This is a genomic window from Carboxylicivirga sediminis, assembly GCF_018156225.1.
Taxonomy (GTDB): Bacteria; Bacteroidota; Bacteroidia; order Bacteroidales; family Marinilabiliaceae; genus Carboxylicivirga; species Carboxylicivirga sediminis.
On the sequence record NZ_JAGTAR010000001.1, the window covers coordinates 177511 to 200568 of the forward strand.

Here is a 23058-nt window from a genome sequence, read left to right on the forward strand (position 1 = left end):
ACGTATTAGAATGAAACACTTAAGCCAAATGTAAATACCTGTGGCGATGGGTATCGTCCGTTATCCAAGCCAAATACATTGGCGCTTTGTGTACTGGCACCCACTTCAGGATCAAAACCGGTATAATTGGTAAATGTCGCCACGTTTTCCACACTGGCGTATACCCTGGCATTGCTCAGGCGAATGCGCTCAATTAAATTCTTAGGCAGTGTATAGCCCAAGGTGATGTTTTTAATGCGGATAAATGAACCATCTTCGATGTAACGATCCGAGATGCGATCATTATCGTTCGGATCGGTTCCAACCGCACGCGGAATATCTGTATCTGAATTAGCAACTCTCACATTGGTCACATCATCCCACCACACACCTTCGTAATTGCCATCAATAGGCTCTAACCTTGCTCTGTTGTTCACAACATCAAGTTGGTTGGTCCATAAGCTCTTCATGTTTGATAAGCTAATGGCCGTGTAGTTCATCACATCGTTACCATAGGAACCATTGATGAAAATACTCATGTCGAAATTCTTATACGAGAAGGTATTGTTAAAACCAAAGGTAAAATCAGGCATTGGCGAACCAATGGTTGTTCGGTCGTATGAATCAATGATACCATCTGGTTTGCCATCTGGTCCACTAATGTCTTTAAACTTAAGGTCACCTACATATGTGGTTGTATTAATGCCGAAGACCCCGTCAGATGGATAACCAGCTGGTTTAGGACTATTTTGCAAATCTTCCAAATCCTGGTAAACACCATCAGTGACATATCCATAGAAATTAAACAGCGGGTCCCCCACTTCAGTTAATGATACCACATCACTCCATTGGCCATATCCTTCGATATGCGCTGATGGCGTGCCATCTAAAGCAACAAGCTTGTTTTTATTAGCCGAAATCTGGAAATCGGTATCCCAGGTAAAAGCACCTTTGAAGTTGTGCGTAGTGACCGAAATCTCTAAACCTTTGTTATTAATTTCACCGAAGTTACCCCATGGTGCTGCCAAGGCACTGGAGGCATTACCGCGCGTACCCATGTAGGATGGTAATTGCAATGGCATCAACATATCTTTCGACGTTTTGTCGTATACTTCAACGACTAAATCGGCAAAATTAAACAAGGTCAAATCTAATCCAATATTTAACTGTTCCTGCTTTTCCCATTGAATATACGGGTTGGCTATATTCGACTGACGATAGCCGGCACCAAGACCTGTGTCCATTTTTGATATACTGGCACCCCATAAATAGCCACCAATGTTTTGGTTACCCACCTGTCCCCAACCAACACGTAACTTACCATTGCTTAAGAACTCTTGCGCCCATTCCATAAATGATTCGTTGCTAAAGCGCCACGAACCAGCGAATGAATGGAAACCAGCCCACCGATTCTCGGGTCCAAAGTTTGAAGAACCATCACGACGATAGGTATATGTCATCATGTAACGATTATCGTAGTTGTATGTCAAACGCCCGAAATAAGACGCATTAGCGGCACTACCAAATCCATAGGTAATTTGCGGCGTACCATCTCCCAATTGCGGGTTTTGAATATCGTTACTGGGCAAGTTGGTATTATAAACACTTTGGTATTCAAAACTATTTTCCCACATGTCCTGTCCAATCATAACTGTACCATTATGCTTGCCATAGTTTTTAGAATAGGTCAGATAGTTTTTAACCTGCCAGAATGTATTCTTATTAGTTTGAGCACGCATTGAGTTAATTGGGCGCTCCCAGTTTCCGTAAACAATGGTAGGTCGAAACACCTCTGCTTTCGAGAAATCGAGGTTTAAGGTTCCTTCCGTGTGCAGTACTAGATCTTTAAGAATGGTTGCATCAAAGAAAACTGTACTACCAAACGAATTCCTATTCAAGAAGTTATCATCATCCATGGCCATTCCAATGGCATTAGGCTGTGATGTTTGTCCTTCGCGGAAAATACTGGCATAACTGCCATCCATGTTATAAATTGGCATATCAGGCGTTGTTTGCAGTGCAATGCGGATGATACCTGCTTCTGAATCGGCCAAACCTAATCGCTCATCAGTTTGTGAGTAATTCACGTTAACACCCATTTTTAACCAATCTTTCAACTGTGCATCCAAGTTGGTACGGAATGAAAAACGCTCAAACTCGGTGCCTATTACTGTTCCTTCCTGGTTTAAATAACCACCCGACACATAATATTTTAGCTTATCGCTACCACCCGACACATTCACCTGGTGTTGTTGTATTGGGGCAATCTGGAAAATTGATTCCTGCCAATCTGTACCGTGCCCCAGTAACGATGGATCCAAAAATTCAGGACGTTCTTCACGTCCGTTTGTTTGCGCTGCCACAGAGTTACTGAATTCAGCAAATTCACGCAGATTCATAATGTCAATCAATGAATTTTGACGCTGCACACCATACAAACCTTCGTAATTAAATTTGGCATCTCCTTCTTTACCGCGTTTGGTAGTTATGATAATAACACCATTGGCACCTTGCGAACCATAAATAGCTGTTGCCGAGGCATCTTTTAGGATTTCCATCGACACAATATCATTTGGGTTTAGTTTTGAAAGTGGTGAAACCCCCGAAGTCGGTGCATTACCTAAAGCATCTCCCAATCCTAAATCATGTCCACCTGTTGATGTATTTTGCATAGGCACACCATCAATCACATATAAAGGCTCAGCACCTGCATTTACAGTACTTTGTCCTCGTACACGAATGCTAACAGCACCACCTGGCTGCCCGGTTGTTGAAACAGCTGTAACACCGGCCGCACGACCTTTAAGTGCTTGGTCGATATTAGCAATACCGGCCGCCACCAGCTTATCAGCATCCAAAGAAACAGAGGCACCGGAGAGGTCACTTTTTTTCATTGTACCATACCCCACCACCACTACTTCATCCAAGTCTTTAGTATCGGGAACCATTTGCACGCTTAATGTCATTTTTTCACTGACATTAATTACCTGATCTTCAAAACCGATAAAAGAGAACACCAGATTGACGTTACCATCTGGTACCTTAAGCGAGAAATTCCCCTCTATATCGGTAATAGTCCCCTGCGTTGTTCCTTCAATAATGATGGAAACACCAGGCAAAGGCTGATTCATATCATCCTTTACGGTTCCTGTTAAGGTCCTTTCCTGGGAGTGCATGATATGCACCATCAGAAACATGACAATAACACTAACTAATCGCAGATTTAAATTCATATAATTTGTTTTAGTTACTTGATTAGATTACTTATTGTATTATCTAAACTTTGTATTTTTAACAAATTTAAACACATTACCGGTCCATTGTTAGTACTATTCCATCAATACCTTGTATTTTCGGAGCGAAGTGTAATGTGCGTTGATTAATATGAAACTATTTATACTTATCTATTTAATTGATGATGGTATTATTAACCATTTCAACTAAAGCTGATCTATTGCAACATCAAATGTCTGTTCTTTTTTACCAAAAGATGTGTTCAAATGTTAATGCTTTATGTACCTAAAGTTAACCTCTTTATATTCGACTGGATATCTGCAATTTAAAACCTTTACTTTCTTTGTTTCACCGGGTAAAACATCAAAATAGTTATCGTTTAGTACCAATCCTGAGCGATTATCATACAGGTATAAACTGCGAATAAGGGCATCTGAGTGTACTTCTAAATAGGTATCATCTCCTTCTTTTAAAACTGAAATATCTAACTCTGCTTTGGGCAAAAGCAAGTCCTTTGCACTTTCGAAATAGTGATTTTTTGAACAAAGAATACTGGTTTCATCCACCACTTTTAAGACCAAAACATTGTAGTTTACATTCAAGCCTTCGATATCATTAAGACTGATGGCTGGCAATTTTGTACTTGTATTGGCATTAATGGTGATGTCTGTGAATGCCTTATAGACCTCATTGCCATCAAAATCCATTATCTTTATTTCAAGGGTCGCTTGTTTATTCTCCAACAAGTCAGAAACAACATATACCTCCACCTCTTTGCCTGAATTTACTGCGCTAATCATGACCGGACTAAAGGCATCGCGCACGGCATAGTGCATGCCTTTCCATTTATGATAATAATCGGTACTGCTCCAGCTGGCCACCGGCCAACAGTCGTTAATCTGCCAATACAAGGAACCCATGCAATACGGCATGGCGCGACGATGGGCTTCAATTCCCATGCGCATTCCGTGTGCCTGCAAAACCTGGCTCATATAAAGGAACTGTTCAAAATCATCAGGCACTTCATAATACCAGCTCATGTACTCCTTAATGCGCAAATTACCGATACCACTGCGCTGATGTGCAGCCATCACATCCGATTCGATATCATAGTCATCGGGCTCGGCATAGGTCTTCACCGTTTCAAAATCGGGGAACGACTGAAACCCATATTCGCTCATAAATCGTGATTGGTATTGTTCGAAGTCGCTGAATGGGTGCAAACCATGCCAAACTCCCCAGTAATGCATATCGCCCGATCTGGTATCATACCCGGCATGTTCATCCGATTCATAACCCGCCTGTGGTGACGAAGGCCAGTAATCGATACTATTCGTGTATTCTTCCACTACTTCTGGCAATACCTGATGAAAAATATCCAGGTAAGCTTTTTGAATTTCCTCCTGCTGCTCTGTTGTGTAGCGTTGTTTCCAACCCCAGCCACCCTGGCTGTAGTGATGCCAGGCGGTATTAATTTCGTTATTGCCGCACCAAAGCACAATGGCAGGATGATTGCGCAAACGCTTTACATTATCAATGGCTTCGTGCTTAATATTATCAAGCATCACCTGATCGCCCGGATACATAGAACAGGCAAACATAAAATCCTGCCAAACCATGATGCCATTGCGGTCGCACAGCTCATAGAAATAATCATCTTCATAGATGCCACCACCCCATATGCGCAACATATTCATATTGGCGTCAACCGCATCAGCCACTACTTTTTCATAGTCTGCTTTGGTAACTCGCGGTAAAAAGCTATTGTTAGGGATGTAATTAGCCCCTTTGGCAAAAACGCGCACACCGTTCAATTCGAACAAGAACGACTCTCCCGCTTCATCTTTTTCACGCACCAATCGCACAGAACGCAAACCAGTAGATAGAGTTTGTCTGGCTAACATACTGTTTTCTTCGTTCTTCACTTCGATTTTAAAATCATACATATTGGCTTCGCCAAGTCCCTTGCTCCACCACAGCTTAGGATTAATTATTTCAAAGGGCAGAGTGACATTGTTTATACCCCGCTCAACCGCAACCTCCTGTTCGGTCAATACCTTTTCATGATGCTTAACGCTAAGCTTTACTTGCATCTGCTTTTCAGATTCGATATTCACGTCCGCAATTAGTTTAGCCAGCTCTGCTGTCACTTGAGGCTGTTGAATGTATACTGACTCCAGTCGCAAATTATTCCAACTGCGTAGCTCAACAGGTCGCCAAATGCCTGAAGTTACGAAGCGAGGTCCCCAATCCCATCCATAGTGATAGCCGGCCTTACGGGTAAATACTGACACCTTCTTATCACCTAAACCGCCATTCTCAGATTGATCATTAGTGGCCGGATAAGCATAGGCAGCTGCATCGTATAAGGCCAATCCTTTTTTGATGGGCGAATGAAAATATACCTCCAGCTTATTTTCTCCCAGGTGAATATATTCTTTGACGTCCACAGACCATGCACGATGCATATTATTGGTCTCCTTCAACAGTTGCCCATTCACGTAGATATCCGCATAGGTATCCAGTCCATAAAAATGTAGTTCTACTCTATCTTTTCGCAGTGTACCAGCATCCACATCAAAACGAGTTGTGTAAATCCAGTCTTGTTTATCAATCCATTGCAGCTCGGCTTCATTATTCCGATAAAATGGATCATCTATTTGTCCCTCGTTGAACAAATCGGTATGAATAGTGCCCGGCACGGTAGCACTTCCCTTGTGCTCACCATCCACATCCTGGTATGTCCATCCCTTATTGATTAACTGAACAGTCATATTATCAGTATTGGGTTGCTGACAGGCCATAAGCGCTAAGCAACTGTATATCATCATTAATAATTTCTTCATAGCTTTTTGATTTGGTTGACAAACTATTCGGCGGCTCTTCGCTGCTCTAACTCAAGGTTAATGGCCTGCATCTTTTTATCATTAAGCTGATAGAGCATCATAACCAGGCCGGACAGAAGCGCTGCTGCACCGGGAACGAAGCTCATCATGTATTTAATGCCACGGAGTGTTTCTGATGACTGCTCTACATTGGCTTCAAAGCCATAAAGGGCAAGCAGCCATAAGGTGATGGAGCCTCCAATGGTCCAGCCTAGCTTTTGCGACATACTTGATGCCGAAAACACTAAACCGGTTGCTCGTCTTCCTGTTTTCCACTCTGAATAATCGGCTGCATCGGCATACATCGACCACAACAATGGGAAAACAATACCGGCACAGAAACTTATCAGTGCTTGAAGCGTGTATATCAGCCACAACTGGTTTTTACCGGCAAAAAAGAAGCAGGCACTTAATATAGCGGCACCAAACATGGCATACATAAAGGTTCTGCGTTTGCCTAAGAGCGATGAAACCGACTTGGCCATTATTACACCAATCATATTGGTTGATTGCCCCAGGAACAGGTACAAAGTACTGAATGTAAAAGTTGCATTGGTCCATGAAAGGGCCACATCATCGCTTATAAAATACTTGAAGTAGTATAGTGTCACACCATCGCGCACCGAGTTAAATACCAGTGTGGCCACGCCCGCCCCCAATAAGATGAACCATGGAATATTACCTGCCAAATTCTTTAAATCCTCTTTCAGGTTATTTTTCTGTCCTTTGGGCGGCAAAATTCGCTCCCTTGTCCAGCTAAAAGTCAATAAAAACATTCCAATAACAATACTCCCCACCACCAGCATGGTTAACTGATAAGCAGTTGTTTCAGCAAAGACAGTTTTAAAGCCATCTACCAAAGGCTGATAAATCAATACCACTAAAATACTGCCTGCAAAAGCAAAGGCCATCCGATACGATGCAAAGGAGGTACGATCATCAGATACCGGCGACATCACCCCCAGAAGACTGGCGTATGGTACATTAATGGCCGTATAAACCATCATCATTAGCGTGTAAGTCAGGTAAGCATATATAAGTTTACCAGTCAGTCCAAAGTCCGGCGTTGTAAACATCAACAAACCGGCAACACCAAACGGAACAGCCATCCACAATAAATAAGGCCTGAACTTTCCCCACTTTGTATTGGTACGGTCACATAAAATGCCCATCAAGGGATCATTAGCCGTGTCCCAAATACGGGTAACCAACAGCATGGTACCGACAGCTGCTGCAGATATACCAAATACATCGGTGTAGAAGATGGGCAAGAAGATGGAGAAGATTTTCCAAAACATGGAAGAGGCTGCATCGCCAAAACCATAACCGATTTTCTCCTTTAATGTAACTTTATCAGTCATATCAATTTACAATTTAATACCTTCCTAATCGATTAAATGCATAAAACCAATATTACTCTCAATCAATTCGTTGATGGTTTCTACACTTAAATGTGAATACCATTTATCTTGCGGAGTATGCAGACAGTAATCAACCAATCGGTCTATAGTGGTGGTAGCTACATGCAGCCGCGTATCTGATGATGCATAATAAATATAAACGGTACCATCCTCATCTTCTATCCAGCCATTTGAAAACACCACATTGGATACATCGCCAACACGCTCAGCCTCTTGCGGTGCAATAAAATGCCCATGCGGTTTATGTGTAACCACCCATGGCTTTTCAAGATCGGTCATAAACACATACAAGGTATAACGCAATCCGGCGGCTGTGTTACGAACGCCATGTGCCAGCTGCAACCAGCCCTGTGAAGTTTTAATAGGTGCCGGCCCCAATCCATTTTTAACCTCGTAAATAGTATGGTAGGTTTTTGCATCCACAATCACCTCTTCTTTCACCTCGGGTTGTTCAATTGTTTTTGACAAACCAAAACCAATGCCTCCTCCTTTGCCGGTATCAATAAAACCATCCTGCGGGCGAGTGTAAAACGCATACTGTCCGTCAATCAGGTGAGGAAAAAGTACCACGTTGCGCTGCTGACCCGAGGTGGAAATTAAATCAGGCAGCCGTTCCCACTGAATCAGGTCTTTAGTGCGCGCTATGCCAGCCGCCGCAATAGCACTGCTCGTATCGCCTTCGGCAGCATTGGGGTCTTTGCGCTCGGTGCAGAACACACCATATATCCAACCATCGTCATGCTGAGTCAGGCGCATGTCATATACATTGGTGTCAGGAACATCTGTTTGAGGCAATGTAATCGGTTGGTCCCAAAAACGAAAACCCTCCACACCGTTATCACTTTCAGCCACTGCAAAGAAAGACTTTCGGTCGTTGCCTTCCACACGAACAACCAGAAGGTATTTGTCATCTAATTTGATGGCTCCGGCATTAAAAGCGGCATTAAAGCCGATACGCTCCATTAGAAACGGATTCGTTTCCTTATTTAAATCATATCGCCAATGGAGTGGCACATGTTCGCGTGTTAGCACCGGCCTTTTGTATCTTTGACACCATCCATTTACACTAAACAACGCTTTGTTTCGTCGTTTTATTTTCTTATTGTAAGTTTTCCTAATCTTATCCAATCGCTTTTCAAAACTCTGTTCCATCATAGTCTGTTCTTCAGGAGATACAAATTCTTACCTCTTATCTATCTTTCTTAAACTCTACCAAATCATTTAACAACCAGATATTCTTCTGTTCCAGCAACTGCCTCGCGTATTTAGCCGAAGGATGCTCAGGATAAGGAAAGAAGAAGTGTTTCAGGGGATCATTACGCCACACCAGTGTATAGCTTATATTGGCTGCCACTACACTATCATTAAGTACTGTACCCAACTTATTGATATACCAGGTTGGATCAGGAATATTTTCATAACCCGTTTCGGTTAATGCCGATAGCTTGCCAGTTTGATTGGCATAATCGATTACAATATGCAACTTGGCAATGGCGTCATCCAATAATCCATCGGTGTATAAGTCGTAGTAATTATCCATGCCGATAACATCCACATATTCATCGCCCGGGTACCATTTCAGATATCCTTCGAGCGAATCAAAATTACGGTCGGGCGAGTAGGCTACCAGCATCTGATCCATCCCTTTTGCATCGCGCAAGTAAGAGACCGTAAACCTGAATAGTTCAATAAAATCATGGGGCGTACAACTGTTAATTCCCCACCAAAACCAGGTGCCATCCATTTCGTGCCATGGTCTGAAAATAAAAGGCACCTTGGCGCCATCATCGGTTGTAATGCTGTTTAAAAAATCGGCCAGGACATCTAAATCTTTCTTAAAAGCCTCATGGTACTTACCGCCAAGTATGATATGCTCCACTACCCGGGTGCTGGTATCCCACGAGTCGGCACGATTAATGGGCGAAAATGGGTGCCAACTAAAGGTATTAATACCTCCTTGCTGATAGGCTTTAAGAGCATATTTCCGGATGTTATCGAAGGTTACAGTATCCAAATTGGCTTTCACACCTTTCTCAATGCCGCCCAACTCCCATCCGAATACAGCAGGATAATCACCCGTTACCCGTTTCACATCCGACATGCCTTCCACATCATTCCAGTAGTAACCATACGCATAGGTGTCCTGATGCCCAAACAGAATACCCTTTCCTTTGAGCGCCATTAGGGTTGAACGTAATTCGTCCTTAGTATTATCATTTGTTCCATTATTTGTTTTGCAAGAGGAAAGCATAAGCAAAACAAAGATCATTGAGAAAAGCCTGTTCATTTCAACTGATTTAAGTTAGCATTCAACGATACAAATGTATAGGCAGTGCTCATCCGGAACAACCATTATCCTATCACTATTTGATATTATTGTATCAATGTAAACAGGGCAAAAATCCAACTAACACAATAGTCACAAAACACCTATACTACAACTATTTAAATAATACTTATTCAAACTCAAAATAGATTAATTAACAAATCATACACAATATTTTATCAAACGAGCATATATAATAGTACCAACATAATTACCTTGTCGAATCTAAATCTAAGGCTATGGAAAATCAAATACATCGTGAAATAACACCCTTAAAAGATAATGATTGTTTTCTGGTGTTTGACAGAAAGCGCAAGGCCTTTTCTTTTCCGGTTCATTTTCATCCCGAATTTGAGATCAATTTCATTACAAATGCACAGGGTGGCAAGCGCATTGTTGGCGACCACATCGGTATTATCAACGAAAAGGAACTGGTAATGGTTGGACCTAACCTATACCATGGGTGGGAAAACTATCAGAATATCAATAATGGAGTATATCATGAAATTACTATTCAGTTTCCGCGCGAACTGTTTGACCAGAGCATGCTCGATCGTAACATAATGAAACCCATTAAAGAGCTCTTTGTCAATGCCAACAGGGGGATTCGTTTTTCAAGTGACACCATAGCTCTGGTTGAACCCAGAATAATGCGCATAACAGAGAAGCGAGGCTATGATAGTTTTTTGGAGTTTCAGTCATTGCTCTATGATTTAGCCATTTCGCGTCATCAGCAGTTACTCACCAACATTTCATTTTTGCGCAATAGTGATTTTCATAACAGCGAGCGTATTGAATCCATTTATGCCTTTATTAAAGCTAATTATCAAAAAAAGCTTAAAGTAGAAGAAGCTGCCGCGCATGTTAATATGACGGTTGTTTCTTTCAGTCGACTTATTAAACAAAGAACCGGTAAATCGTTTGTTGATTTTGCCAATGAAATACGATTAGGTTATGCCACACGCCTGCTGATTGAAACCAATAAAAGCGTAGGTGAAATATGCTACTCGTGTGGATTTAACAACATCTCTAATTTTAACCGAATATTTAAAAAGAAACAAGGTTATACTCCTTCTGAATTCCGTAAAAATTTCACGGGTACTAAAAACGTTTATTAGACATTGCTAAAGCAAAACAGCAGTGATACTTTTTACCACTGCCATTGCATTTTATCTCAGTCTTATTCTTTTTGTCACCAATCGATATTCGCCTCGATGAATTTAATCAGTTGACTGGCCATCTGCCGCTGCTCATCAACCTTAGGATGGCCTCCCGTATCTTTATAGGGGAAAAAACAGGTATAGATATCCGGATCATTGAGCTGAAGAACAGCTGATTGAACATACCCGGGCCATGCAGAACCACTTTTGGTGGCATCCATATTACCAAGGGCACAGATAATGGCCGCTTGAGGGTATTGACCACGTATTGAGCCTACAAAATTTTCATATGCTTGAATGATAGTTGTATCAGCGGGAGCCTGTTCGCCAAAACGATTAATAAACTGTTCGTTGTTAGGATCAGTCACAATCCAGGAGTCATTTTGAAACAGGTTGATGACTACCACATCGGGTACATAGCCATTAAAATCCCAAACCGATGTGGAATCGGTGGGATCTAATCGATTATACATCTCAGGCATAACCATTGGAAACCAGCTAACCGTTATGCCAATACCACTCTTGGCAATGCAATGGTATTGTGCATTAAAATGGCGGGCCGTGATGGCAGCATACGTTTCATAATTGTTCTGAAAATAGCCAAACCACCGGTCCTGATCGCTAGTGTCCTCATTGCCATATCCACAGGTTATTGAATTGCCATAAAACTCAATTTTCCGTTTTTTAGGCTTTGGTGGCGAAAGAATCTTACTCCCTTCGTGGAGCTTAAAACCATAAAACAGGGTTTTACCTTTATCCCATTCGGTACGTTTAAACAGCTGCACTGTATGTACCCCTTTCTTTAAATCAGAAGCCAATACATAGTGTCGCTTTGTGGTATCGGTATGTATCACCGCTGTCGGCACATCATCAATAATGACGTTATAATAATTGGCTGTATCCAGGTCCTGCAAGGTTGCTGATAATCCGGTGCCTTTAAAACGGATGGATACACTGGTGCCAGGCCATATTAACTCGGCCACCGTATCGCGCATGAGTATACGGCCTTCGTAAGTGATATCGGCATCGCTAAAAGACAAACTGGTTGTAGGTGGCTGACATGCCCAAAAGCCAAGAAACATCAAACTTATAACTATAAAGTATTTAGTAAATTCTTTCATCGCGTGAATCAATTATCTTTTGTATTTATTATTCGATTGGTGTGTACTTATAATTCTTGAAAGTGACTTGCCCTGCTCCCATTGACACCAAACCAATCCGCAAACTAAGAAAATCGCTCAACACATTATGATGATAAGCCGAAACTTCAGCTGAGTTTTCTATCTTATTCCAGGTCGTTCCATCATAACTGTAATACATATCAACGGTATTATCACAATTCTTTAGCTTTAACCAGACCCGTCTGTTCAGTACATTTTCTTCGGTGACAAATTGCCAGCCCCTTAAATTGGCCAAAACATTGGAACTATCGGCCAAAATTCCTGAAGCTATCTTGGGACTATAAAAAAGAACAAGACCTCCAATGGCATCGCCTTCTATTTCCAGCTCTACCTCAGCAGTATATGAGTGATGACGAGGCACACATAATAAAGGTGCGCTCTCAGCTATATCCTGTCCTTTTCCTTCAATGGTTAGTCCATTTTCTAATTTGTATCGTAAGGTATCATAGTCCTTAAAAAATTTCCATTGGGCATTTAACTGTGGACCATCAAACGAGTCGCTTAATTCAAATGTACTTTCGCTCCCGGCTAAAGCTGGTAGTTTGATCGGCTCATCAACTTGCACATTATCGGGCACCTTAAACCAATTATCTGTGATCCACTCAACAGGCATTAACAGGCTTTGTCGTCCCATGTTGTAATGGTCTTTTTCATAACCATGAAACAGCATCCACCAATCATTTTGCACATCGCCAAACACCGTTGCATGACCCACCGACCACCATTTTTCATCTTTACTCTTAGGTCGAATAATGGGATTATACGGGGAGTTTTCCCATGGACCGGTGACCGACTTTGAGCGCGCAGCAACCACCATATGGCCAGTGGCAGGACCTGCTGTACCACCTTGCGCCACTATTAAGTAATAGTAATCGCCTCGCTTAAATAGCTTTGGTCCTTCCATGCAAAAACACTCAATACTCCAGTCTCTGGGAATGGGCCAGCCATCATACGCATGTTTAAGCTCACCTGTAACCGATAAGCCATCGGCTGATAAAGGCACATAGCCACCGTTGCTAAAGTATAAGAAACGATTACCCTCTTCATCAACCACATGTCCCGGATCGATATTACCAATTTGCAGGTCAACCGGAGCACTCCACGGCCCTTCAACTGACTCTGAAACAACTACGTAATTGGTATTATTAGCCGGAAAATAGATATAGTATTTCCCATCATGTTTGGCTATATCCGGGGCCCAAACAGATCCTACATATTCCGTCAGAGCGCTGACAAGCGGTGTCCAATTCACTAAATTTCTTGAATGCCAAATCGTTAAACCGGGATAATATTCAAAGGACGAATGAACAGCATAAAAGTCTTCACCATCAACCAGAATACTGGGATCCGGATAATCTCCCGCAAATATCGGATTCATAAACGAGCGTTTTGCAGCCAGTTGCGAACCTGACTGACTCTGAGCACTCACTATATTGTAAAATACTATGAAGGATAGAACTAAGACGAGTTTTTTCATCAATGAAGAATTAATATGATCGAGCAATTGATTTTAGCAGTCATGAAACAAATCAGGCTAAGGCATTTATTAGGAAACATCTCACTTTAGGGCACAACATCTAAACATATTGCACCTTCCTGCAATCCTTCTGACTTAGCTTTTAAGGTAATTTGCCCCGGTTCACCGGTTGATTGCACAAGCACCTGAGCCAAGCCATTAAAGAGCTGGCGATTGGGCAATTCTGACTCAGTGATCACCTGTATAACACCTGCCTTGCGATTGGGCTTATCCCACTCGTTTTGAGGCTCAAATGGCTGGGTTATCAACAGCACGTGATTGGTGCCTTTTTTCAATAAACTGTTATCAATTACAAAACTGGCATGCTTGTCGTTGGCACTTAGCTGAGCGCTCAAGAGGTGACCATTGAGGTAGACACGCTGCTTTTGGCCAACATGGATATAATACCAGGTATATATTTGATTTTCGTTTGGCATTTCTGCCAACACGAACTCAGTCACCAAGGCCTTCTCAGCTTCCAATTGCTTAATGTATTTCTGCTCCTTCTTATCTAACACTGTCAGCTGCCTGGCCAACTTAGCATCGGTCAGGCTATACAAGCTTGTTTCAGGTAGTTCTATCTGCTGATAGTTATCAATAAACACCTCTTTTTCATGCGATGTTGGATTGCCATTGCCCAGTCCAATTATTTTTCCCGGACCATCTATCTCAAATTCAATCAGGTTATTGGCAGTTGGTACATGAAGACCCTTCTCATCATGTACCTCAACCGTTATAACAGCCAGATCATTCTGTTCCTTTAAGACCGTTTGATGCGCCTTTAAGTTGATTTGCTGCGGTGCACCGGTGCTTGTATGCGCCTTGGTCAGCACATGCTCGCCATTGTTATACCCAATCGCTTTGATGGTTCCGGGAGCATAAGGCACTTTCCACGACAAATGGCCATTTAACGGCATTGTCTTTGTGCCCAATGATTGTTCGTTCAGCAGCAGTTCAAGCTCCTGGCAATTACTATATACCCACACATCAATGGTATCACCTTCCTTGCCCTGCCAGTTCCAATGCGGCAATAGATGTAACACTGGTTCATCCTGCCACCACGATTTAAGGTAAAACACGTTATCCTTTGGAAAACCACACACATCCATCATGCCAAAATAAGAGGTGACCGATGGCCAGGTATATGGTGTTGATTCTCCACGATAATCAAAACCGGTCCATATAAACATACCCGACAGGTAATCTCTTTCGGCGTAATGCTTCCAGCCCTCCTGTATGGTAAACCAACCTGGTCTTGGCTTAACATCGTACGCCACTTTATATTGACGCTCATTATCTTCAAAATAAACACCACGCGTAGCAAACGTTGAACCCTCTTCGGTACCTATTGATGGCTGATGCGGAAAATTCTTATGGTGCTCATCGGTATCGCCATGTACCAGGTAATTATACCCCATTATCTCCACTGTAGTGGATGAACCTTGCCCCCAGCCACCACTGATGGCCACATTTACCGGTCGGGTGGGATCAACACGCCGGGCAAAGTTTTGCATGGTTTGGGTCATACGCGCACCTATTTCGTTCCATTCGATGCCCCACTCCTCGTTACCAATGGACCACACAATAACCGATGGATGATTCCGATCGCGCTTTATCAAGCGCTCCAGTTCGTATAAAGCTTTATTGGTGGTGCCCATCAAGCGATTTTCGTTGATGACCAATATCCCCATTTCATCGCACAAATCGAGTAATTCGGGTGTTGGTGGATTGTGTGAACTACGAATGGCGTTGCTGCCCATATTCTTGAGTTGCTGCAGACGCCATCGAATTAATTCATCGGGCATGGCACAGCCCACTCCTGCATGATCCTGGTGATTATTTGTCCCTTTAAGTTTAGCATGTTTCCCATTTAGGAAGAAGCCCTTATCGGCATCAAAATAAATGGTACGGATACCAAAGGATGTTTGATACTGATCAATCAATTGCCCATCTGCCCAAATTTCTGTCACCAACTGGTACATATATGGTGTATCGAGGCCCCACAGTTGCGGCGCTTCTACCTGCACTCTGGTCTTCAATAAGGCATTATCCATTGGCAAAAGTGCAGCAGTTTCGTCAGCAGACTGAACTACCATATTACCTGCCGCATCCAGCACACGGTGCCTGACACTAAAATGCTGCTCAGCATCACCTTTGTTGTCCACTTCTGTCTCGATAAATACCTGCGCATGACTATCTGTGACCTCACTGTGTACAAACAGTCCATCTTTCGGGATGTGTAATGCGGGCGTTGTACGCAACCACACATGGCGGTATATGCCAGCTCCTTCGTAATACCAGCCTTCTTCCATGCTTACATCGGCACGAACAGCTACCACATTATCCGCTCCATAGTTGATAATGTCGGATATATTATAACTGAAACTCTGGTATCCGCTGGGTTCATTGCCCAGGTAATGACCATTGACCCATACCTTAGAATCGCGTGATACTCCATCAAAATCGAGGAAGATTTGATGGCCCAGTTGTGTACTGTCAATAAAGAATATTTTGCGATACCAACCAACCGATGTTTCCGGAAAACCGGGACCAACAGCTTTGTAACCATGGCTATGACTGGCTTTGGCATCAAATGGAACCTCTACCGCCCAGTCATGGGGCAAATTTACAGGTCGCCATGCCCTATGGTCGAAGTCAGCTGCTGCCGCCCCGTCAGCACCATAGCGCGCCTTGGCCAGGTATGTAAAGTAGCTGGTTCCTGTATGATAATCTTTTGTTTTATCAAAGGGATGACCGTAAGCAAAATACCAGTCATCATCAAAATTTATACGTTCACGCACTGTTTGTCCCAAAGCCACATAGCTGGTTAAACAAATGACAAGAAATAGCCAGGTTTTTTTCATAATTACAGAACTGCTGTTGTTTTCAGCTACAAAGGTAGGTTCCAGCAATTGCCAGCAGGTGTCCATTTGTTTCTTATCACCCGCATAAATGTTAATTCACCAGATTTTAATGTAAAAAAACGCAGAAGCCTGAGGCTTCAATCTTTATGCATTATCTTCTTTATTAAACGATTTCATATACGCTGTTGGCAACATGCCATACTCTTCCTTAAAGTACTTACTGAAATAACGCGGGCTGTTAAAACCTACCTCATAGGCAATTTCTGAAATATTCATCTGGCTTTTCTGCAACAATTGCGCACCACGCTTCAGTCGTATGATACGGATAAACTCAATGGGCGATTTGCCGGTAATTGACACCAGCTTTTTATACAAATAAACACGGCTCATGCCCAGCTCCTTGCTCAAGTCTTCCACAGAAAAAGAGGATTCGGCAATATTGGTTTCGACCACGGCCACCGCTTTGCTTATTAGCTTTTCATCCATCGAGGTGATTTGCACTTCACTGGGTTGTATCTCCACGTTTTTTTGAAACTGCTTTTGCATCTTACTCCGTTTCTCAAGCAGTTTATTGAGTCGCAACACCAACAGATCCATATTAAATGGCTTGGTAATGTAATCATCGGCACCTATCTCCAGCCCTTTGATTTTATCTTCATCAGCGGTTCGGGCTGTTAACAAAATAATTGGTATATGACTCGTACGGATATCTTTACGCAGATTCTGACAAAGCTCCAAACCATCCACACGGGGCATCATTACATCGCTTATAATCAAATCGGGAATAACCTTGTGCACCATTTCAATACCGGCCTGTCCATCAGCTGCCTCATAGATGTTAAACCTGTCCTCCAAGGTTTCCTTCATAAACGTGCGAAAATCGTGATTATCCTCCACCAGCAATATTGAAGCCTTACCTTTCATGTCAATGTGCAATTCGGGCTGCTCCTGGTCATCAACACCAACCTCCACAGCAGTTTCCTCCAACTTACCATCCTCCCTGGTGACAGGCAGAACTACCTTAAAAGTAGCACCCTTACCCTCCTTGCTTTCTACATGAATGGTACCATTATGCAGCTGCACCATTTCGCGTGCCAGATTAAGCCCGATGCCGCTGCCTGAAAGGCCTAACTTTTTATTATGTTCAGATTGGAAGAAGCGAACAAATATCTTATCCATATCCGAAGGCTTAATACCGATACCGTTGTCTTTTACCGATATATACACCAATTCTTCATTGGTATCAATTTGAAGCGAAAGCTCAACAGATCCATTCTCTGGGGTGAACTTTAAAGCATTGGACAACAGATTCATCAATACCTTTTGAAGCTTATCCCGATCAAAGTTGAGCATGAACTGATCAACATCGTGGGTAAACGTAAAGCTTATGCGTTTTTTGGTGAAAGCCTCCTCAAAATTTGTACTTACTTCCTGCAGAAAAGCAACAATATTACCATAGGAAGGGTTGTATTTCAGGCCATGTAGCTCCAGCTTTCTGAAGTCGAGCAGCTGATTAACCAGCTCAAGCAACTGCCTGGCATTACGATCAATCACTTCCAGCAGCTTGCGGTTGGATTTGTCAGTAGCTTGGTTCATCAGCTTGTGCAAGGGGGTTAAGATCAGCGTTAGTGGTGTTCTGAATTCGTGACTGACATTGGTCAGAAACTTCAGTTTCATCTCATCCATCTCTCTGTTGCGGTTAATTAGTAGCTTCTCTTGCTCCATCTCAAACTTTAAGCGCTCTTTTCGCAGCATGGAATAGCGGTAATAAATCATAGCAAGCAGAATGATTAATGAATAAAGCAGAAATGCCCAGGTAGTAGCATACAAGGGAGGCAATACTTCAATTCGCAATTCCGAGTACTGGCTATTCCATGAACCATCTGCTTTGCTGGCCTTCACCTGAAACACATAATCACCCGCATTAAGGTTGGTGTAGGTTACCTGCTTTTGTGCGGGTTCAAGGGGCAACCATTGCTCGTTAAACCCATGGAGGCGGTACTGATATCTGATTTTGTCGGCAATGAAAAAATTAAGCGCTGTAAAGCTTATGGAAAACACATTCATTGAGTGTTTTAACACCACCTCATCAGTTAATGATATGGATTGATTTAAAAGCGGCCTCCCATGCACTTTTTGCCCGGGTACAACCGTTTTGTTGTACACCTGCAGATCAGTGAACACCACTTTAGGCAGCACATTGGGGTACTTAATATCTTTAGACTTGAACAGGTTAAAACCATTGGCACCTCCGAATATCAGCTCATTATCGCTTGTTTTGTAACTAGCATTGGGGTTAAACTCATTACCCTGCAAACCATCTTCCTTGGTAAAGTCATAAATATGAAACTCATATTCATTAGTGACCAATTTATTAACCACTATCTGACTCAAACCGGTTGATTTACTAATCCATATTGCCTGGTATTCATCCTCTTCAATGCAATTGATAATGTCTTCAGGCAGGCCATCATTGTCGGTAAAGTGCTTAATGTAATCAGTTTGTGAATCGAGCATTATCAGGCCTTCGCGTGTGGCTATCCATAAGAAGCCGCGCGTATCTTCATATACCGCATTAACCGCTTTATTGCCTAAATCAAATGGTTCTGTCCGGTTGATGGTAGGATGGTATTTAAAACGTTGCTCTTCAACATTGTAAAATGCCACCCCGTTAGCAGTTGCGATAAACATATTCCCATCCGACAGTTTGAAGATCTGGTTAATGAAAGGGCCTGGCGGTTCAATCGTGCCATTATTGGGCAAAGGTTTAAATTGATCAGTCTGTCGATCATATGTCACAATGCCTCCGCCCAAAGTGCCTACCCACAGATTTTGTTTATTATCTTCAATGATTGACCAGATATTATTGTTCGTTAGCCCCCTGCCTCCATCAATCTCACACTGATAGCGGGTAAACTTCTTCCCATCAAAGCGATTTAAACCAGCGGCGTACGTACCCGCCCATACATCTCCTTTTACGTCAATAAAAAGACTTACAATCACGTTACCACTCAGCGAATAAGGATCATTTTTATCGTGTAGATATTGGGTAAACCTGTTATTATGACGATCAAAATAAATGAGCCCACCACCATTAGCCCCAATCCACAGGTTGCCTTTATCATCTTCAACAAAACAGTTGATATCACTAAATGGTATGCTATGCGGATCGGACCACAAATGACGGAAGTGCGGAAATTTATGAATGCTTTCGTGGTAATAGCTAAATCCATTTTTATAGGAGCCAACCCACACAATATTGTTATCATCGATATACAAATCAGTAATGGAGTTTTGCGCTACACTCTTATCATTATCCGGTTGATGGTATATTGTTTGAATCTCACCAGAATATTTATTGATGATATCAATCCCGCCATGGTCTGTTCCTACCCAAATTAATCCTTTATCATCCTGTACAATGCGCCGGATTATATTACTGGTCAACTGGGTTTTATTGCTGGTCATTGAGTAATAACTCCATTGCTGTGTTAAGGCGTTATAATGATGAGTGCCCAGGTTATTCCCATAAAACCAAACATCGTTTTCGGCATCAATAAATAATTCAGCATTGAGGCTATCCGCCTCCATCTTATCGTCCAGATAATCATCACTAAAGATTAATTGTATATCACTGTCGTCATAACATTCAAGCGTGCCATTGCCAAACAGGCAATACAGGTAACCGTTGGCATGCTTGAAATCAACCAGATAACTGCCTGTTTCACTATAATCAGGAAAAACAGAACGTAATTCATATGTGGCGGAGTCCAACAGCTGATAGTACTCTTTATTGTAATCTTTGAGCCATATTTGCTGGTGGTTATCACAATACACCCGATCGATATTGATAATAGAGGTATCTTTCTCTAGGTATTCGTTGGGATCGCTGTAAAAACGCTCCTCACGAACATCATATACCTCATACCCTTGCGACGTTTCAAGCCATAAATTATGCTTAAAATCCTCCTGAATATTGATGATGTAATTGTCATCAATAGAACTGGAATCAGCAGTGTTGTGCTTAAAATTAACGAATGAAACACCATCGTAGCGGCTTAACCCGGCCACTGTGCCGATCCATATAAAGCCCTGATGATCTTTATAAATACAGTTCACCTGATTATTGACCAAACCATCTTCGTTGCCTAGTCTTATAAAGGAGTACTGTTTTTGGGCTTGTCCACCAGATGATAGCAAGAACAACAGGACGAAACAGAACAGGATTATCTTCATTAATTTTTCAATTGTATTATTGACCCAATGGCCTATGCCACCCCAAAAAATACTATTTTATTCTGAATTGTGTTTGATAAACGCAATTATCTGAGGCATTTCCCACATAAAGCTGGTATCGTCCCTTCTCGATATGCCAGCCGGCTATGCTTTCATCGTAGAAAGCTAATTGTTCAACAGGTATTATCAGCTCAACAGTGGTGGTACTACCGGCTTTCATGTAAACTTTCTCAAAGGCTTTGAGTTCCTTCACGGCCCGTTTTACCTTTGAATCTTTTTTACCAACGTAGACTTGCACAACTTCTGCTCCGTCTTTCTGCCCCATATTATTGATGGTGCAACTTACTTTAAGTGTATCACTTGCCAGGTAAGAGGTGGCATTCACTCCTGCATCTGAAATAGTGAATTGAGTATAGGATAAGCCATAGCCAAATGCAAACCGGGGCTTTATCTGTTGTGTTTCATGCCAGCGGTAACCTACCAGTATATCTTCCTGATAATGTTGCCTGATACTATCGCCCGGATAAGACAACTGACCGAAATAGTGCGCAGCGTTATCGCTTAATTTCACCGGATACGAAAACGGCAGCTTACCCGAGGGGTTGACTTCACCCGAAAGAATATCGGCCAGGGCATTGCCCGCTTCACTGCCATTGTACCAGGCCTGAATCAGTCCCTTTACATCATGTAACCATGGCATTTCAACAGCATTTCCACTGACCAGCACAACGGCTGTTTGAGGATTTACATCAGTAATTTTCCTGATTAGCTCATCCTGACCAAAAGGTAAATGATAATGTTTACGGTCGCCGCCCTCACAATCCTGATAGTGATTCTTATTAAGCCCTCCGATAAACAACACCATATCCGCTTCAGCTGCTGCTTCAACCGCCGCTCTGCTTAACGAATCGGCATCTAAACCCGAAGGCAATTCGCGCCCATAGGCCGGCGGTCCGGAGGCATATCCCATTGAGTAAATAATAGTGGCATTTTTAAAGCGGTGCTTAATCCCTTCCAGGGGCGACACCTCGTACCTCGCCTTTAACTCCGAAGAACCTCCTCCATTTGTCATGGTGCGGGTGGCATTTTCACCAATCACAGCAATAGTAAGGCTGGTATGCTCATCAATTGGCAGAAAATCCTTATCATTTTTCAGTAAGACGATGCCATCAGCAGCCACCTTGCGGGCTACCCGACTATGTTCCACATTATTGGCGCGACCTAAAGAACGTTCGCGATTCATATTGGTACGAAACATGAGTCGTAATATCCGACGTACCTTTTCATCCACAACAGCTTCGTTCAGTTCTCCACTCTTTATTATATCCCTGAATGGCTTGGCCAGAAAATAGTTATCGTAGGCAAAACGTTCAGAAAAAGTTAGTCCGTTAGTCCAGGTGCCCATCTCAATATCAAGGCCATTAAGAGCTGCCTCTTTTGTATCGTGGGCGCTTCCCCAATCGGTAATCACTACGCCATCATAAGCCCAATCGCCTTTCAGTATCTTATTAATCAGTAATTCATGATGACTGGTAAACTGCCCCCTGAACTGATTATATGCACCCATCACCGACCAAACACCTCCCTCTTGAACAGCGGCTTTAAATGCCGGCAGGTAAACCTCATGAAGTGCACGATCACTCACCTGCACATCAATGTGTGAGCGCCACTTTTCCTGGTTATTCAGTGCGAAATGCTTCACACAGGCCGCTACGCCATTGCTTTGTACCCCTTTAATATATGGCACCACCATTTTGGAGGCCAGCAGCGGGTCTTCACCCATGTATTCAAAGTTACGGCCATTGAGTGGGGTACGATAGATATTAACACCCGGCCCCAGCAACACGTCTTTTTTACGGTAACGTGCTTCCTCGCCAATGGCCACGCCATATTCGAAGGAAAGCTGCGGGTTAAAGGTAGCGGCCAGACAGGTTAATGCTGGAAAGGCGGTGATGGAATCATTGGTCCAGCCGGCATAGCCCCAGTTGTCCCAGTTGATTTCGCCACGAACGCCGTGTGGCCCGTCAGACATCCACAACTCAGGTATACCAAGGCGCGGCACACCAGGCGAGCTGAATTTAGATTGTGCATGACACATAGCCACTTTCTCGTCCAGCGTCATCCGGACAATAATGGCACTAATCTTTTCTTCTACTTCATCAGGCTTTTGTGCCAAGCCATTTGAGCAAAATCCCAACCATAAAATGGCAGCCAACAGGATTATATTTTTCATACTTTGTGTTATTTTCTTGGTTA

General features: G+C 42.7%; 11 protein-coding genes. 1 reads left to right on the forward strand and 10 read right to left on the reverse strand.

Translation table 11 applies throughout. The features are described 5' to 3' along the window. Positions 1-5: 5 nt before the first annotated feature. The 5 genes from KDU71_RS00695 to KDU71_RS00715 form a co-directional block, all read right to left on the reverse strand. The gene (locus tag KDU71_RS00695; RefSeq protein WP_212187968.1) at positions 6-3212 is read right to left on the reverse strand and encodes a SusC/RagA family TonB-linked outer membrane protein; all 3207 of its coding nucleotides are present in this window, start codon (positions 3210-3212) and stop codon (positions 6-8) included. 270 nt (positions 3213-3482) lie between these two features. Next, positions 3483-6059 carry a beta-mannosidase gene (locus KDU71_RS00700; protein ID WP_212187969.1) on the reverse strand — a complete coding sequence of 859 codons (2577 nt, stop codon included), beginning with the start codon at positions 6057-6059 and terminating at the stop codon, positions 3483-3485. 23 nt (positions 6060-6082) lie between these two features. Continuing rightward, entirely contained in the window at positions 6083-7459 is a 1377-nt protein-coding gene (locus KDU71_RS00705) for an MFS transporter (RefSeq protein WP_212187970.1), read from the reverse strand. A gap of 24 nt (positions 7460-7483) precedes the next feature. Continuing rightward, positions 7484-8674, reverse strand: a complete 1191-nt coding sequence (locus tag KDU71_RS00710) for a glycoside hydrolase family 130 protein (protein WP_212187971.1) — start codon at positions 8672-8674, stop codon at positions 7484-7486. Positions 8675-8708: 34 nt separating this feature from the next. Beyond that, a complete protein-coding gene (locus KDU71_RS00715; RefSeq protein ID WP_212187972.1) occupies positions 8709-9806 on the reverse strand; it encodes a glycoside hydrolase family 26 protein in 1098 nt (365 codons plus the stop codon). A gap of 278 nt (positions 9807-10084) precedes the next feature. Here KDU71_RS00715 and KDU71_RS00720 point away from each other — a divergent pair, with 278 nt between their 5' ends. Then, a complete protein-coding gene (locus KDU71_RS00720) occupies positions 10085-10963 on the forward strand; it encodes an AraC family transcriptional regulator (RefSeq protein ID WP_212187973.1) in 879 nt (292 codons plus the stop codon). Between the two features lie 74 nt (positions 10964-11037). Here KDU71_RS00720 and KDU71_RS00725 read toward each other — a convergent pair whose 3' ends face one another. The 5 genes from KDU71_RS00725 to KDU71_RS00745 all read right to left on the reverse strand — a co-directional run bounded on the left by KDU71_RS00725 (position 11038) and on the right by KDU71_RS00745 (position 23035). Next, entirely contained in the window at positions 11038-12126 is a 1089-nt protein-coding gene (locus KDU71_RS00725; RefSeq protein ID WP_212187974.1) for an SGNH/GDSL hydrolase family protein, read from the reverse strand. 28 nt (positions 12127-12154) lie between these two features. After that, positions 12155-13663: a family 43 glycosylhydrolase gene (locus tag KDU71_RS00730; protein WP_212187975.1), complete on the reverse strand. Its 1509-nt coding sequence runs from the start codon at positions 13661-13663 to the stop codon at positions 12155-12157. Positions 13664-13749: 86 nt separating this feature from the next. Further along, positions 13750-16632, reverse strand: coding sequence for a beta-galactosidase GalA (gene galA, locus KDU71_RS00735; RefSeq protein ID WP_244828032.1), 2883 nt, complete (start codon positions 16630-16632; stop codon positions 13750-13752). Positions 16633-16710: 78 nt separating this feature from the next. Further along, positions 16711-20802 carry a two-component regulator propeller domain-containing protein gene (locus KDU71_RS00740; protein ID WP_212187976.1) on the reverse strand — a complete coding sequence of 1364 codons (4092 nt, stop codon included), beginning with the start codon at positions 20800-20802 and terminating at the stop codon, positions 16711-16713. Positions 20803-20854: 52 nt separating this feature from the next. Beyond that, on the reverse strand, positions 20855-23035 hold the full coding sequence (locus tag KDU71_RS00745; RefSeq protein ID WP_212187977.1) for a beta-glucosidase: 2181 nt from the start codon (positions 23033-23035) through the stop codon (positions 20855-20857). Between the last annotated feature and the right edge of the window lie 23 nt (positions 23036-23058).

Bases quoted from the DNA above. Each gene is read 5' to 3' on its own strand.
- KDU71_RS00695 (WP_212187968.1), bottom strand. From the start codon at position 3,212: ATGAATTTAAATCTGCGATTAGTTAGTGTTATTGTCATGTTTCTGATG.
- KDU71_RS00700 (WP_212187969.1), bottom strand. From the start codon at position 6,059: ATGAAGAAATTATTAATGATGATATACAGTTGCTTAGCGCTTATGGCC.
- KDU71_RS00705 (WP_212187970.1), bottom strand. From the start codon at position 7,459: ATGACTGATAAAGTTACATTAAAGGAGAAAATCGGTTATGGTTTTGGC.
- KDU71_RS00710 (WP_212187971.1), bottom strand. From the start codon at position 8,674: ATGATGGAACAGAGTTTTGAAAAGCGATTGGATAAGATTAGGAAAACT.
- KDU71_RS00715 (WP_212187972.1), bottom strand. From the start codon at position 9,806: ATGAACAGGCTTTTCTCAATGATCTTTGTTTTGCTTATGCTTTCCTCT.
- KDU71_RS00720 (WP_212187973.1), top strand. From the start codon at position 10,085: ATGGAAAATCAAATACATCGTGAAATAACACCCTTAAAAGATAATGAT.
- KDU71_RS00725 (WP_212187974.1), bottom strand. From the start codon at position 12,126: ATGAAAGAATTTACTAAATACTTTATAGTTATAAGTTTGATGTTTCTT.
- KDU71_RS00730 (WP_212187975.1), bottom strand. From the start codon at position 13,663: ATGAAAAAACTCGTCTTAGTTCTATCCTTCATAGTATTTTACAATATA.
- galA (WP_244828032.1), bottom strand. From the start codon at position 16,632: ATGGACACCTGCTGGCAATTGCTGGAACCTACCTTTGTAGCTGAAAAC.
- KDU71_RS00740 (WP_212187976.1), bottom strand. From the start codon at position 20,802: ATGAAGATAATCCTGTTCTGTTTCGTCCTGTTGTTCTTGCTATCATCT.
- KDU71_RS00745 (WP_212187977.1), bottom strand. From the start codon at position 23,035: ATGAAAAATATAATCCTGTTGGCTGCCATTTTATGGTTGGGATTTTGC.